Genomic DNA, 15,056 nt, shown 5'->3' with positions numbered 1-15,056 from the left:
TCTTATTTCACCTTTACGAGTCCATGCTCAGCAAAATGTTCTAGCGCATCTTTTATATACTGTTCTTTTCCATCGCCGTAGAATTCATCAACCTGTTTCAACACTTCCGAAAATAGTTCGCATATATCATCAACAAATTCACGCCTTGAACTCTGATCATTTACAGCCTCTGCAATTCCATCTCTTATTTCTTCTTTAGTGAAATGCTCGTCAGAATGCTTTGCCCCAAGGGAACAATAATAACAAAACAGCCTATATACGTACCTCTGTACAACAACATCACCTGGAAGTTCCTCAAAAAAGGCAATTCCTTCAAAAACAGTTTGCAACTTAAATATGTCTCTAGTATCAGGATCATCAAGATCAAGCTGTTCATACACTTCTTTCATTAATGCCTCAGCATCCCATCCTCTTTGTTTAATAAGTTTTTCAGCTCTAGGTGCTATTTCACTTACAATTTTCTCTGGCATCTCAAGAATAATTCTTGATGCCTTAACTTCGTTAAGAAGTGTATCTATTCTATTTTTCCTTTCTTTGAGCTTTTTTTCTAAAGCTTTGAATTCCTTTTTAAGCTTTTGTGGTTCGTTGATAAAAGCTTTTATTTCATTTCTTTTATATCCGGCTTCGACAAATAGAGTAATTAGCTTCAATGTGTCCAAAGTATCTTCATCATATTTCCATTGAACAAGCTTTCCTGCCTTTATCTCATCTTTATTTGATGGGTTCAGCAATCCAATACGATCATATTCTTGTAATGTCCGCCTTGTAATCCCTAGCTGTTCCTCAACCTCTTTAATAGATTTCATATGAATTTCCTCCTGACAAAAATGAATTTATCACTGCACGCTGCGTGCTGTAAATACTCTTTTTTATAATTTCTATTTATCTTATTTTTGGCGTTATTTTGGCGTTAGAATAGCTTTTGTCATTGCACGCTGCGTGCTATAAGTACAAAAAAACCGGGGCAGCCGAAGCTGCCCCAATACATCAAATAGCCATCCCTGAAGATCTATCAGATCTGCGTTCTGGTCTGTCATGTGATGCTACTGTTTCTTTGGTTCCCTTAAGTTTATCCAGAATTGATTTCTTAAGCCCCTGGATATCTCTTGGTTTCTCTATATCCTCTTTTGGCTCTTCCTTTGGGGTTGAAGGTCCCAAGATTCTGATCTGGCCAGTAGAATTGTTTAGAGCTGCTGCCTCATCAAGTGTTGCCATGGTCTTTTCTTCCATGACCTTGCTCTCGCAGTCAGAGATAATGCCGGAAGCAGTTTTGCGGATTGTGTCCATGGAAGCTTTAAGCTCCTTGAGGTCTTTACTCTGACTCCAGCTGGCAATATAGCCAAAAGAGTAGTCGGAAGTATCAAGTCCGAAGTGCTGGCAGACTACATAAGCTACAGATTCAGCCTCCACCTCTTTTTCATTTTTGCTCTTAGGATCCTGCTGCCCGTGAGATAGATCTGCAGTCTTGTCATGAAGTCTTGAGTGGGCCATCTCGTGGATCAGCGTCTTAAGTGTCTGGGCTTCAGACATATCTTTCTGAATGACGATCTTCTGGTCAGTCATCGAGAAGTAACCCTTAGCTCCTGTTGAGATATTCGCATACTCTATAGGAACTTTTGAGATGCCTTCAAGAGCCGCTATAAGCTTGGGATAATCTTCAACTGTTCCATTCAGTTCACTGACGCCAATTGCGGGAAGTGCTTTTCCTTCAGTATCGCTGACATCAAAAACTGATGTGATCATGAAGTTGGTGTACTCAACTTCTTTCACAGTTTCAGCGGAGCGCTTTTCAAACTGTTCCTTGGTTTCTCCAGGTCTCTGATACAGACACTTTTCTCCGTTGTCATCCCGGTCAAAATCGTTGCCCTGCCAGACTTTCTTTTTTACCTTAACTGGAGAAATGATCTTGATTCCTTTGGATCCTCTTTTCACATGTCGGTCAAAGTTCTTCTGCCAGGCCTCGTAACCAGCTACAAGTGTTGCATCCGGCCTCTGCATGGCAATGAGAATTGTATTGTTGACGCTGTAATGATGGAACTTGGACATGGTGTTAAGGTAGTCTTTGAACTTCTCAGAGTTCATGAAATCTCCCAGGCCCTGTTCGAGCTTCTGAGTGATCTCTTCAATCGGGAACATTACCCTGGTTTCATCGTAATCCATTTACTCGCCTCCCCTCTTTGATCAGTTAAACGGCAATCCCTCTTCGAAGCCTTCAGGAACATTGCTAAAACCATCATCCGTACCTACCTCTGCCTTTTCTGAAGCGCTCTTACTTTCAGCAAACTCCAGCTGCTCTACTACCACATCTGTGGTATAGATCTTAGTGCCGTCCTTGTCGTAGCTTCCGGTCTGGATACGGCCAGTGACAATGAATTTAATTCCTTTCTTACCAAACTTCTCCAGGAAGTCGGCCTGCTTTCCAAAAGCCACCAGGTTAATGAAATCTGCTGCCTGCTCCTCACCTTCCTTCTTATAATTTCTGTTTACTGCCAATGTGCCTCTGGCGACCTTCTTGTCGGTATCAGCGTTTCTGATATCAACATCTTTGGTGAGCCTTCCCATGATTATTGCCTTGTTCATACTGTAAATCCTCCATTTTCAAAAGATTTTGTGGGCCATACTACGCTAAGTGGCGAGCAGTGACATTTGCTAGCAAATGCCATTTTTTCGCTCGTTGGGGATTATGCCCCAAACCCCATTTCTGAGATTTTCACTCTCAGGCGTCGCTCCTACTTCGTTGGAGCTTCATTTTCCCTCTGCTGATATTTTTTCAGTTCATCGCCAAGGATCGCATCGATGTTTTTCTTGGCAATGAGGTAATCCTTCATGTCCTTTTTGGCCTGCTGATAGTCCTGATAGAGCTTTCTTTTCTCAGATAGAACCTCTGAGTATTCCGCATTAAGGTCCTTCATCTTAAGAATCTTTCCCTTTGGATATTTAGAAAAAGCTTCCTTGGCAGCCTTGTGGATTGTGATATCTTCCCTGTACTTTTCGAAATACTTTTTGCTGTAACCGGATTTCTTGTAGCCTTCATAAATCTCTTTAGTCTTAGCAAAGCCATAGATGTGTTTTCGCATCTCAGCTATTTCAGAAAGACGCTTCTCATAGCTTTTTATCTGTCCCGCCAGGTCATTAAAAAACTTGCTTGAGGCATCAGCCTTCTGTGCCAGAGTCTCATAATCACGAACATTGTTTTCCTGCAGGAATAAAAGAGCCTGGGATATCTGCTTGAGGTTAAATATCTTAGCCCATCTTTCATAACCAGGACCCTTTCCCTGTTTTAACTTTTCTTCAATATCCACAAGAAGGTCAAAGTCTCTTTTCTTGTAAACTGGAGCAGTGCCTTTTCTCCAGGCTTCTTTTGTTTTCCACTTGGAAGAATTCTCATCCTGCTGCATTTCCCCGGCAATGATTTTCACAAGATCTTCTTCTGTATAACCTGGGCCAAGAGACCGAAATCTTACAAATCTCTTTTGGTCTTTTCCCCTGATTGCTGTGTGAACACCAGGCTTAACCTCATAGCCTATCTCACCAAGAAATGCTAACAATTCCGCAAAAGATCTTGGGTTCCTGGAAAGAGCCATGTCGATGTCTTCACAAACGGTCGCCCTCTTAGTTTTCTTCCAGGGAAATTCAGTACGCTTAACTCTTTCTGCATAGGGCCTTGGCTTAATAACTGACAGTCCATGTTCAAGACAAATCTCATCACTAAGCCTCTGCAGTGCAATTCCTACTAAAAAGAAATCCTTGAACTTGTGGGTACAGTCCAAGGTCGTAGAGTTGTAAATGATGTGATTGTGAATGTGAGCTTTGTCGGTATGAGTAGCTACAAGAAAAGCATGATTTCCTTTGGTAAAGCGCATGGCAGTTTCGTAGCCAATAGCATTTGCCTCTTCCGGTGTAACTTCCCCGGGCTTAAAACTCTGTCTGATCTGATATGCCAGGATATCGCCTTTTATCTTTCGCCCGGTTATCCTAAGGTACTCTTTCTTGGAAAAGTCGAATTCCTGGGTGGCAGTTTTGATGTCGCACTCATAGGATGAAATATACTGTCCGTCCTCAGTCTTCAGATCATTGCTGGCGTACTTTATCCTATTTGCAATACTCTCCATAACGGACAGTCCTTTGTTTTGGTGCATTGTAATAAGTTTCGTTGCCGCCATGTCTTTTCCTCCAACAAAAAATAGGAGCCTCCAAGTATCGGAAGCTCCCGGTCTAAAAAAATCTATCATGCTCTGTTCCTAAGAAATCTCTCAATGTCCTCCAGTGTCATTTCAAGAAATACGCTGGCAGTAAGTGCAGCCAAACTAAACGCAACTGAGATTCCTACAATTGCAAGCTGCCAGTACTGCTGCTCTTTGATGATAAAGAAGGTTGCCACAGCCAGAACGAACCAGAAAAGCGTAACTGCATAAGCCCCAAGCTTATTTACGATCTTAAGTGCGAGCCTTGCTGCAATAACTATCAGAAATACAGGTAACAGAATCATTCGAAGCAAAAATTTTGTCATCATCATCGTAGCCCTCCTCGAAAAAAATAGTTCCTATACTGATGATAGTTTTATCAATTTCCCGTGGCAAGGATGTCAAATACTACTGTATTTTTGAAAGCTTGTTCAACATTTCTTTCATGAGCTCCCATATTTCATCAAGTCTGCGTTTTAGATCATCAATGTCATTCTTGTAAATAGCACCGGTAGTGTTTGCCTGTTTAGCGTACTGGTTCAGATTGTTGGCTGCATTACGAAGAAGAAACCTCACTTCCTTAAGCTCTTTTATCTCAAGTCTGATACAGTAACCATCAAGAGCCATTTTTCTAAGATAGGCACCAGGACTCCTGATGCCCACTTCAGACATTTTCTTTCGGATAAGCTTTGCTTCTCCTTCAGTGACGCGGAAGTTCATCTGCACAGTACGCTTGTCTCCGCTCAGCATCTCTCCCGTTCAGGCCACAAAACCAATGGCGGCTTGTGGGCTTCTTCATCTGGTGGAATTACGTTTTTAAGCTTACCGACTACAGAAGTTTTTTCCTCTTTCTCCGCAATTGTTTCCTCCGGAAGATTGTTGATAACACCATCCAGCTGGTTGTCGTTCTGCTCCAGCATGTCTTCCATGGTCCTGGTGTAGGACTTAAGTTTTACAGGATCAGAACTCTCGTCCTTTTCAGGTTCCGGTGGTAATCCGTGGACATCGCCCCACTTTTTTACATCACTCATGATCATTCCTCCGTTTCTGAAGTGTCAGATTCCGTAATTTCCTCATCATCTGAAGACGGAAGATAATCAGAATCATCGTCATCATCAAAATCAATATCCGGATCTTCCTCGTCATCTTTCTTTCCCTTCATCTTTTGGGAAGTAACATAGATATATCCGGCCACACCTGCTATTGCAGCGAGTAGAACTATCACCATGAGAAGTGTGGTGTTAACCTTAGGCTTTTCTTCTATTGGCTCTTCCGGATCAGGATCTGTGGGTTCCACTTCTTTGGTTTCCTGTGGCTCAGGATCTTTGTCTTTTTCCGAAATAGATTCAATATAGGCCTTGGCTTCCTCATCATCCATGAGGCTTAAAAGATCTGACTCATCAACCATATTCAGGAAGTGGACGTTCTCGGTTCCGTTGTCATCCCTGTCGATGATGATATAGAAGTAATTGCCGGCCTTGGTTACAACAGTGATAAACTGCTTGCCACCAGCTTCGATGCTGCCGTAGTCATCAACAAGAGTCATGTTGCCATCCGGAGTAAGTGGTCCCCAGGGTTCTTCCTCCGGCTCTTCCTCAGCTTCTTTTCCCTCGCAGTAAGTGTAGTCATACTTACAGACTTCGCATTCCTCGTTCACACAGTCCTCTGTGCATTTCTCTTCGCAGATACACTTGGCTTCCTTACTCTGGGCAAAAGCTGTTATGGGACTCATCCCAGCAGTCATCGCCATAACGCTAAGAAGCCCTGCGATAAATCTTCTTTTTAACTTAGTTTTCATTGCTCACATCCTCCGAATCCAAATAGTTTTTCATGTCTTCCTCTACCTCTTTAGCCTCCTCAGCGTCCATTTCAGCTATAATCTGATCAAGGTCTTCGTCGTAGTCATCGTCTTCAAAGACTCCAGGAAGCTTACCCTCTGATACTTTTGCAAGAACCTTCTGAAGCTGCTCAGGTGTCATGTTCATGGCGTGGACCATTCCATGGATCTGGGCATTCTCTTCTTCCTTGCATTTGCGCTCAAGCTCTTTTATCTTTGCATCGAGATCTGCTCTTCTGGCCTTGGCCTTCATGAGCTCAGCGCGGTACTTCTCCAATCTCTCAAACATAGCTCTCCTCCCTTACTTGATTCTTCCATTGCAGTAGAAATGTGATCTCCAATAAGCTGTGTCATAACAGGAATACTTGATAGGGTTGCCTGCATGGATCATGATCTTATTCACGGGATCTACAACGATTCCTACGTGACTAGCACCAGCGGTATCATAGGTTCCTTTGAAAAAGATAAGGTCCCCGGGCCTAACATCTGATGTGGCGACTCTGTCTGTCCTTGCCTTAAGGCCATTTGCTGTAGTTCTTCCGTAGTTCCATCCATTACCACAGTGATTGATAACCCAGCAGACAAATCCGGAACAGTCAAAGCCTGTATCAGGATTACTTCCGCCCCAGACATATTCCATACCAAGATACTTTTCAGCTTCATGAAGCATTCGGGCAAATTCTTCATCTGTCAGATATTCTGCAGGTACGCCATAATCTTCCTCACCAGGCTCTTCCAGTGAATACATGTCAGTGAAAAGATATTCCTTATTTCCTTTGGTCTCGCACAGGATGAGAAATCTCTGCATCTGATCTTCATCAAATCCAAGATGCTGAGCTACTTCTTCAAGCGTGTGGTTAGTAAGAGTAACATTTAAAATGTGGTACTCGTACTCAACCTCAACTTCTACCTCCACCAGTTCCCCGTCAATTTCCTGGTACTCCGTTTCTGTCCTGGTCCTTGTTTCTACAACTTCCTCAATCTCAAGGTCGTACTGCTTATCTATCAATTCCTTCAAATAATCCTGGACTTCATCCCTCTTGTAGTCTTCAAAAACCACAGTGAGTATTGCAGCAAGCACATAAGGGTTGTGACCGATCTCATCGAGATAGTAGTTGTACTCATCCATGTCCGGATAATCTTCCTCGATCTTATCTATCTTCTTCTGGATCTTTTTCTCTAGCTTTCGGTAATCTTTTTCAACCTGGACTATAACGTGGTCTTCTGCTGTATATGAGGTAAATACCATCACGTCCTCAGCACCGGAAAAGGCAATAGAACAAGAAGAAAAGCAGCCCATGATCACAGCTATTAAAAGACCTATGACAAGAGCAATCAGAATAACCTTAGGATTTTCAACAATAACTCTTTCAAGATTTGCCAGAGTCTCATGAAGCTTTTCAGCCAGGGAAGAAATCCCCTCCCTGGCTTTATCAGCAGCTTCTTTCTTCTGTCTTTGCTTAGAAGGATTAGGCTTTTCTGCCTTCTGAGGTTTCTGGTTAAGCTTCTCAGCATAAGGATTCTGCTTCTGAACAGTTTCTCTGTTGTGGCGCTTCTGAGTCTGCTTAGATTCTTCAGTTTTATTCTCCTGAGTTTTTCTGTCAGTCTCTTTTTCAATCCTGTTCTCGATAGCATTTCTGGTTAATGCCGCAGCATCCGAAACTGTATCGAGCCCCAAATTAAGAGCATCGCCGCCCACGTTCTGATCCTTATTCTGGCTCTTAAGGACTTCCTCCCGGGCTGATTTTGCCAATGCTTCATCAGCATAGATTCGTTTCCTTCCCTGTCTTTTCATCTGATCAAGGTGCTTTAGTTCTTCCCTGGTAAGAGAATTGTCCTTTTTGTCATGACGCAGCTTTTTTCTGTAGTTTGCAGCACGGACTGACTCAGATTTAAGCTGTGGCATTTTGCGCCTCCACGACTTCGTTTAACTTGGTTGTCAGTAAGTGATACAGCTCGGTATCCTGAGGGAATCTGTCAATAAACGGCAGAATGACATTTCCATAAAACAAAAGCCCTTCACCTTCTCCGGAATGTGTTACATAGGAGAGCTGATGAGGGCTGATGTTGAGCTGCTTGGAAAGTATCTGTCTGTCACCGGCAGCCTGATTTAGCATAAGGATAAAGTCGCTGTTTTCAAAGATGTTCTCAACCTCTTTTGAAGCCAGGAGGTCCTTCACATTCTGCGTGATACCTGTCGGCATACCTCCCCACTTACGGAATCTCTTCCATATCTCTACGGTGTACGCTGCGGTCTGTTCTTCACGCAGAAGAAGGTGCAGCTCATCCATATAATAGCGGGTGGATCTTCCCTGACTTCTGTTCTTGGTTACACGGCCCCAGACCTGATCCTGAACGATGAGCATTCCTATCTTCTTGAGCTGGTTTCCAAGGTCCTTAATGTCATAACACACAATTCGATTAGTAATATCCACGTTAGTTCTGTGGTTAAAGACATTGAGGGATCCTTTTACATAGATTTCAAGAGCCTTTGCAACATGATGTGCCTCCGGTTCATCCTGCTCAAGCAGTGCATTGTAGAGATCTTCTAAGAGAGGCATTCTCTCCGGCACCGGGTTCTCAAAATACTTGTTGTAAATGATACGAACGCATCTGTCGATTACAGTTCTTTCTACAGGCTTAAGTCCATCCTTACCACCCATGATCAGCTCGCACAAAGACAGGATGAATTCTGTCTTAAGGGATATCGGGTTGTCATCATCCGAGTAGTTCATGTTGATATCCATTGGATTGATATAGTGCTTGCTGGTTGGGGCAATCTTAATAACCTGTCCTTCAAAGCGCTTAACCAGCGCGGAATACTCGGACTCAGGATCACATATGATGATATCGTCGTCAGTTACAAGAAAGGCATTTGCAATTTCTCTTTTGGCAGCAAAAGACTTACCGGATCCCGGAGTTCCAAGGATAAGGCCGTTAGGATTCTTAAGGAGCTTTCTGTCTACCATGATGAGGTTGTTGGAAAGTGCGTTAAGGCCGTAGTACAGACTTTCTTTTCCAGACTGGAACAGTTCCTGAGTCGTGAATGGAATAAATATTGCAGTGCTGGAAGTAGTCAGGCCACGCTTAATGTCAATCTGATTGGAAGCTAATGGCAGTGCACTCATAAGTCCCTGCTCCTGCTGGAAATCAAGTCGTACAAGCTGACAGTTGTGCTTCTGAGCTATAGATGATGCCTGGAACACGTTGTTTTCAAGCTGCTCAAGAGTGCTTCCGGTGTTCATGATGGTGAAAGTGAGAAGGAACATTCTCTCATTCTGTGACTGCAATTCCTTCAGAAGTGCCTTGGCATCTTTGCCATAAGTGGCCAGATCTGAAGGAATGATGTCCATATCATATCCAGAACGAACTGCCTTTTTCTGCTCCTCAATCTTGGATCGATCTAGTTCAGTGATGGTGTGCTTGACTGTTTTGATAGCCTCATTCTGATCAATGGTCTGAATGTGCATTGTTACAATCTGGCTGGACTCCATCTTGAGAATATCTGACAGGAGCTGATCGCTGATGTCAGATGCAGTGATAGCCAGGAATGACATTGCTCCGTAAGTGTTGCCAATCTTAAAGGTTCTGCCATTCTTGAAATAGAATGAGCTTGGAGCAATGAAGTCTTTTACTGAAAGACCTGATGATGTGAGCCAGTTCCAATCGAAGTGGAATCTCTCATCTTCTCCAATGTGGAAGATACTGTGCATGATGCCAAGTCGTTCTTTTCCATTAAGAGTTCTGGCAACTACGCCTATTCTCTTAAAGTTGTTGAGAATATCCATCTCAAGGTGGATAAGTCTTGGCCTTGCAGTCTTAAGAGAATCTGCATGGATTCCGAAGGTCAGGTACTTAACCTTATAAAGGCCGTTATTACCTGCCTGCATCTGCTCAAAGATAACGCCGGAATACTCATCTCTTACTGAGTTAAACTTATCCTTGGTGTGCTCGATGGCGATGCTCTTTTTGAAAAGATCTGCATCTGTAGCCATGTTCATAAAAGAAATCTGGGCTGAAACTGAGCTGTCAAAGTAATTAAGAAAGCCGCACCACTCACCAAAGATTGAAGTCTGGTCCTCAGGAAGTGCCAACTGGTAGTTGATATCCTGGAACTCGATGGTCTTGGTATAAAAATCTTTTCCCACTCTGCAGATACCATCCTGAAACATGCGCTGGAAGGGGATTGTCTGCTGAGCTGTCCTTGGTATACCATCATTCTTCTGAGCTTTCTTTATGATGCGCTCAACTCTCCTTCTGTCCTTTCTTGAAAGATTAGAAGGGATGCGGTATTCCTTCTTGTTTTTCCTAAAAAAACTTGTAAAGTCTATCAAGCTTTCTTCCTCCTTCCTGCGATTTTCGCTATTTTCTTTCTGGTCTGTGAAACTCTGATAAGAGCTTCATAGTAGTTGTCCGTCTTGTAGGGACGTTCTTTAGGCCTTACAAATGTGGCCTGAATAAAATGCCTCAGGATGACTTCGAGAGGCTCTCCGTTTTTCTCATACATTGCCAAAAAGAACAATGGCATCATGATCAGCATCATGCACATGACCGCCGTGTTGATTGGCGCTATCTTTTTAATCAGAAAAAATGACGGAACTCCAATGAGCGCCGCCACTGAAAAACAGATGAGCTGTCTTTTAGTCAGGTTAAACATCACTTTGGATTTAACCTTGGTCAGATCCCTTGGCACCGATACATAAGATGCCATGTCTTTTCCTCCAAATCATCGTGCCTGGAAGACACTTTTTGTTACTGAGCTTGTTTTGAACAGGGCAAAACACAAGAGAACTGTGTAGCCCATCGCTCCCCACAGAGAACCTGCAATGTCAGATGAGAAGGTCACTGAGGTAATAAGAGCTGCGTAGATTCCGATGCATACCATAATGAGAAATCCCTGAAAACCAAGAGCGAGAAGTGATCTGATATAGTTCTGGCCGATCTGGCTCTGTTCTTTGTTTCCAAAGGTGGACATTGGAATTGGAGCAAGGCTGATGACCAGATAGATCTCGATCATACGGCCATAAACCACCAGGAATATGATCATGGACATCACGGATAATCCCAGCTTTACGATAAAAATCTCAAGCCATAATCCAAAGAGTTCCACAAATCCCATCGCTTCCAGAGTACTTCTCATAGTTGCTAATGCCGAAGCATCGATTGCTGTTCCTGCCGCTATAACACCGGCACTGCGATCGACTACGTGCTGAGCCACATCAAAAATAGCCAGTGAAATGTCAAAACAATGTGTGATCATCTCTACAGCTATAAAGGTTTTGATGAGCCACTTAAAGAATATCCATGACTCAAAGTTAGCCAGGTTGTTATGAGCAATAACCAAGTGGATCAGCTCATAGCAGGCTATATACGTCAGGATTATTCCCGCAATCGGCATGATAACCGTCTCTGAAAGATTCCTTACCATGGAAAACACTGCCGGGGCAAATCTTGACGGTGGTGCTCCTACATCTGCTGCAACGGAAGAAACCTTGCTGTTTACCATGTCAAACAGACTTGTCATGTTGGACATAACAGCATCTACCAGTAGCTCTTTTGTCAGTTCTACAAGCTGCTCAAATACACTTGGCATTGGTTACCCTCCTTTTGAAATGCAGCCGGAAGTTTTCACCTCCGGCCGCTTAGCGCTACAGACCTTCTTCAGACCTGTAGCTGATCCTCCCGGGGCAGATCAAAAAAGACCTGCAAGAAGGGGAACAAGGGTTGTGCCGATGAGGGCAACTCCGCCGCCCGCCATGAGCTGCTTCATTCCCTGTGACTTCGCGCCGGGATTGTCATTGCCATAACCCTCCATAAGGTTGATAGCTCCCCAAATACCAAGTCCTGCTCCAAGTGCGATTACAAGTGTCTGAAGTACGCCTACTGCGCTGTTGAAAAATGCCATAATAAAATTCCTCCCTTAATGAGTGAAGCCAGGGGCTTGATTGCTCCTGGCTTCGTAGTTGATAGTTTGTTGTCTTTCCCATATTCAGTTGTCTCTATTGGCCCTTTGCATGTGCACCTGCATTTTGGGCACAAAAATAGACCGCGGTCCTCGTCAGAGCCACGGCCTATGTACCCTTTCCACTATCAGCTACATAGGATTTTATTATGTAAAGTTCCAATGAGTAGGGCATAAAAAGCTTATGCCCAGTTCATTGGAAGATATTATTAGCTACCTTCAACCAAAATACTATTGATAACTAAAGCCATTAAGTCGCCAAGAGCCTCTCTCGCTTTTGGATCCTGATAGAATTCCTTCTTTTTTCTAGCAATCTCCTCTTTACTTAACTCGAGCACAAATTCCCCATAAAGATCTAATCCTGCGTCAATTGCGGTTAATACTGTTTCTATTGCCTGAAGTATTCTTAATGCATCAGTATAAAATGCCATATTTCTTATTCCTCCATTTCGACTACTTCGAATTCATCATCAGGTTTCAGCTTCATCTTGCGATTCAGGTACTTCTCGATATCGAACCAGTTCTTCTTGTCATAATCTGCTGTCAGCTTGTAGTTGGGATGCTGCGTCAGATCATATTTTTCCGAATAAAAAGGACGAACACCACGCACCTGAACAATGCAGTGATTTCCGTCCATTGTTGCAAGCTCATCCATGGACATAAGCTCATGGCCAAGCTTCTGATAATTTAGGTTGTAGCTCTGTGATGTTCCACGAGACTCACCGGTGTTGTACATGTCAATGGTCTCTTTCCCCAGGATAGCGTTGAGATCCTTAAGGGTAGACTGCTCGGATCCTCCAAGGAATATCTGCGAATCACAGTTACCGATGATGGTGTCAGCATTATCCTTGTAGATTGCCTTGAGCTGTGATTTAGCCTGAAGCACGAGACATGCTGAGATCTCACGGCTTCGGATTGTGGCAATCAGTTTTTCCAGGTTGGGAATCTGACCAATGTTGGCCGCCTCATCTATAAGGCAGCGTACATGAACAGGAAGTCTGCCACCATAGACATCATCTGCCTTTTCACAGAGCAAATTAAAGAGCTGGCTGTAGATCATTGAAATCATGAAGTTAAATGTGGAATCATTGTCGCTCATGATAAGGAAAAGGGCTGTCTTCCTATCTCCAACTTCATCAAGATTAAGTTCATCATAAGATGTTATTTCTCTTAGATCCTCAATATCAAAGGGAGCAAGTCTGGCTCCACAGCTTATGAGGATCGATTTCATGGTTTTGCCGGCTGCAAGGCGAAACTTTTTATATTGCCTTACTGCAAAGTGATTTGGATTCTTGGTTTCCAATGCTTCAAACATGAGGTCCACCGGATTCTGAAAATCCTCATCATCCTCTCTTACTTCCATGGCATTTAAGAATTCCAGAAGTGTGCTGAAGTTCTGCTCTTCAATAGGTGCCTCATAATGGATATATCCTATAAGCGCCGTGTAAAGAAGAGTCTCAGCTTTGGTCCAGAATTCCTCCCCTGCTTTACCATCGCCTTTAGTGTTAGCAATGATGGTGGTTACGAGCTTTAGAATGTCGGTCTTTGAGTGAATATACATAAATGGATTGTAATGCATGGACTTCTTAAAGTTGATGGTGTTGAAAATCTTGATGTCGTAGCCATTCTTAAGAAGTGCATTAGCGCACTCACAGACTATCGTTCCCTTTGGATCGCAGACAACGTAGCTCGAGTGACACTGTAAGAGATTTGGCTTTAGTACAAACCTTGTTTTACCTGATCCGGAGCCTCCCACTACAAGGATGTTTTTATTTCTTGCATACTTTGGTTCCTTTGGTCTGCTGCTCATAGTAAGTCTCTCTGTTTTGGAGAGTATGACGTTGTTCTGGAAGGTCGGATCCATAAAAGGTTCTATATCCTGTGCTTTTCCCCATCTGGCTGAGCCGTACTCTTCATTGTGTTTGAATTTCTTGGCATTCTTACCTTTTAGATAAACTGCCAGACGTAGTCCGGCACCAACGCAAACACCTACAAACAGGTCAAATGGATGAATGCTTGGAAGGATATTGGAGAAAGCCTGTGAAAAACCTCCTCCAGTAACAAGTCCCTGTACCTTTTCAGACATATTGGATCCATCCGCTATACGCCAGGCTTCACCTAAATTTGTTGCAAATGCTCCCACCAGAAAGTAAGGAACATTCAGGATTAGGAGCTTCTTAAGCTTCTTTGTGTTCATCGTTCTTTCTCCATGGTCTTTTCTTTTACTTTCTTTGGAAGAGATGCTATAAGCTCTGTAAGTGCGTGAAGCTTTTTAAGGACGCTAGGTCTTTCTTTTCTCAGAAGTTCCTTTGCTGAGTATTCCTGCACTATACGCTGCAGTGCATCAGCATCTCTGGACTTAAAGAAGACAGTGTACTTTGGCGGATCCACTGTTTTATCTTTTACAATCGCAAAATCAACGCCGTACTTCCTGGCAACTTTCTGAAAGTCCTTAAGACCAGTCTTGGCTACATCGATAGTTGAAACTCCTGCATCCTGTCCAATCAGTTCTTTCACAGTCTGCTTGCCATGCTTTGGCTGATTAGCAAGAGCCTCTTTTTCAAGCTTCTTATTCTTACGATGAGCAAGGTACCACCTGATTGCTTTTAGCAGTACTCTTGCCGAAAGCTTTGTAGTGTTCACAGCCAGGTTCTCAGTCCGCTGGACAATTTCTTCCTGCATCTGCTCACCCCTTTCCGGTTATCATTTTGTTTTCTTGTCTACATTGAGGATTCCATCAAGTGTAGTAGAAACAATGCCAAGCCTCTTAGCCAGAGCGATGTCTGTTTTGACATTTTCATCAGTAGCTTTGCCGCAGACTACAACTACTCTGGATCTGCGAAGAAGTTCCTCCGCCATGTCAATCCTGTCCTTGTGCTCCTTGTTGTCGTCATCATCAAGGAATTCCTTCTGCAAGAGAAGCGGACATATTGGAGAGTATCCTGCCTGGTAGAGTCTTCTACAGTACTTGATTGCTGTCTCTTTTGCCTCGATATCATCCTCACTCCATGCTGAGGTTACATACGCTAATGGTCTGCTCATTCTTTCCTCCTAATAGAAAGAGCCTTCCGCT

General features: G+C 43.3%; 18 protein-coding genes. All 18 read right to left on the bottom strand.

The genetic code is table 11. The features are described from left to right. Nucleotides 1-2 precede the first annotated feature (2 nt). Nucleotides 3-806 carry a MerR family transcriptional regulator gene (locus BM086_RS14215; RefSeq protein ID WP_092327942.1) on the bottom strand — a complete coding sequence of 268 codons (804 nt, stop codon included), beginning with the start codon at nucleotides 804-806 and terminating at the stop codon, nucleotides 3-5. A 181-nt stretch (nucleotides 807-987) separates the two neighbouring features. Beyond that, entirely contained in the window at nucleotides 988-2,160 is a 1,173-nt protein-coding gene (locus BM086_RS14210) for an ArdC-like ssDNA-binding domain-containing protein (protein ID WP_092327941.1), read from the bottom strand. 21 nt (nucleotides 2,161-2,181) lie between these two features. After that, on the bottom strand, nucleotides 2,182-2,580 hold the full coding sequence (locus BM086_RS14205) for a single-stranded DNA-binding protein (RefSeq protein WP_092327939.1): 399 nt from the start codon (nucleotides 2,578-2,580) through the stop codon (nucleotides 2,182-2,184). A 149-nt stretch (nucleotides 2,581-2,729) separates the two neighbouring features. After that, complete coding sequence (locus BM086_RS14200) at nucleotides 2,730-4,163, bottom strand: relaxase/mobilization nuclease domain-containing protein (protein WP_092328153.1); 1,434 nt, start codon at nucleotides 4,161-4,163, stop codon at nucleotides 2,730-2,732. A 65-nt stretch (nucleotides 4,164-4,228) separates the two neighbouring features. Beyond that, nucleotides 4,229-4,516 (bottom strand): hypothetical protein, encoded by a 288-nt coding sequence (locus BM086_RS14195; protein ID WP_092327936.1) that lies wholly within the window; start codon nucleotides 4,514-4,516, stop codon nucleotides 4,229-4,231. Nucleotides 4,517-4,592: 76 nt separating this feature from the next. After that, entirely contained in the window at nucleotides 4,593-4,934 is a 342-nt protein-coding gene (locus tag BM086_RS14190) for a plasmid mobilization protein (RefSeq protein ID WP_242952216.1), read from the bottom strand. After that, complete coding sequence (locus BM086_RS14185; RefSeq protein WP_175560288.1) at nucleotides 4,928-5,215, bottom strand: DUF4316 domain-containing protein; 288 nt, start codon at nucleotides 5,213-5,215, stop codon at nucleotides 4,928-4,930. Before BM086_RS14185 ends, BM086_RS14190 begins: the two co-directional genes overlap by 7 nt. Before the next feature lie 2 nt (nucleotides 5,216-5,217). Beyond that, nucleotides 5,218-5,982 carry a DUF4366 domain-containing protein gene (locus BM086_RS14180; RefSeq protein WP_092327930.1) on the bottom strand — a complete coding sequence of 255 codons (765 nt, stop codon included), beginning with the start codon at nucleotides 5,980-5,982 and terminating at the stop codon, nucleotides 5,218-5,220. Beyond that, complete coding sequence (locus tag BM086_RS14175; RefSeq protein WP_092327928.1) at nucleotides 5,972-6,310, bottom strand: DUF4315 family protein; 339 nt, start codon at nucleotides 6,308-6,310, stop codon at nucleotides 5,972-5,974. The genes BM086_RS14180 and BM086_RS14175 overlap by 11 nt, the downstream gene beginning before the upstream one ends. A 12-nt stretch (nucleotides 6,311-6,322) precedes the next feature. Next, entirely contained in the window at nucleotides 6,323-7,927 is a 1,605-nt protein-coding gene (locus BM086_RS14170; protein WP_092327925.1) for a C40 family peptidase, read from the bottom strand. After that, nucleotides 7,914-10,355 carry a VirB4-like conjugal transfer ATPase, CD1110 family gene (locus tag BM086_RS14165; protein WP_442857342.1) on the bottom strand — a complete coding sequence of 814 codons (2,442 nt, stop codon included), beginning with the start codon at nucleotides 10,353-10,355 and terminating at the stop codon, nucleotides 7,914-7,916. The genes BM086_RS14170 and BM086_RS14165 overlap by 14 nt, the downstream gene beginning before the upstream one ends. Beyond that, nucleotides 10,352-10,732 (bottom strand): PrgI family protein, encoded by a 381-nt coding sequence (locus tag BM086_RS14160; RefSeq protein WP_092327922.1) that lies wholly within the window; start codon nucleotides 10,730-10,732, stop codon nucleotides 10,352-10,354. Before BM086_RS14160 ends, BM086_RS14165 begins: the two co-directional genes overlap by 4 nt. Nucleotides 10,733-10,747: 15 nt before the next feature. Next, complete coding sequence (locus tag BM086_RS14155; protein WP_092327919.1) at nucleotides 10,748-11,614, bottom strand: VirB6/TrbL-like conjugal transfer protein, CD1112 family; 867 nt, start codon at nucleotides 11,612-11,614, stop codon at nucleotides 10,748-10,750. A 99-nt stretch (nucleotides 11,615-11,713) separates the two neighbouring features. Beyond that, nucleotides 11,714-11,926 (bottom strand): Maff2 family mobile element protein, encoded by a 213-nt coding sequence (locus BM086_RS14150; RefSeq protein ID WP_092327916.1) that lies wholly within the window; start codon nucleotides 11,924-11,926, stop codon nucleotides 11,714-11,716. Nucleotides 11,927-12,192: 266 nt separating this feature from the next. Next, the gene (locus BM086_RS14145; protein ID WP_092327913.1) at nucleotides 12,193-12,414 is read right to left on the bottom strand and encodes a hypothetical protein; all 222 of its coding nucleotides are present in this window, start codon (nucleotides 12,412-12,414) and stop codon (nucleotides 12,193-12,195) included. Nucleotides 12,415-12,419: 5 nt separating this feature from the next. Next, complete coding sequence (locus BM086_RS14140; protein WP_092327911.1) at nucleotides 12,420-14,180, bottom strand: VirD4-like conjugal transfer protein, CD1115 family; 1,761 nt, start codon at nucleotides 14,178-14,180, stop codon at nucleotides 12,420-12,422. Continuing rightward, on the bottom strand, nucleotides 14,177-14,665 hold the full coding sequence (locus BM086_RS14135) for a PcfB family protein (RefSeq protein ID WP_092327908.1): 489 nt from the start codon (nucleotides 14,663-14,665) through the stop codon (nucleotides 14,177-14,179). Before BM086_RS14135 ends, BM086_RS14140 begins: the two co-directional genes overlap by 4 nt. Nucleotides 14,666-14,686: 21 nt before the next feature. Further along, nucleotides 14,687-15,025, bottom strand: a complete 339-nt coding sequence (locus tag BM086_RS14130) for a DUF7768 domain-containing protein (protein ID WP_092327905.1) — start codon at nucleotides 15,023-15,025, stop codon at nucleotides 14,687-14,689. Nucleotides 15,026-15,056 lie beyond the last annotated feature (31 nt).

This window comes from Butyrivibrio sp. YAB3001 (assembly GCF_900112195.1).
Lineage (GTDB): Bacteria > Bacillota > Clostridia > Lachnospirales > Lachnospiraceae > Butyrivibrio.
Note: the sequence above shows the minus strand (reverse complement) of the source record. Positions and strands in the feature narration are given on the sequence as shown.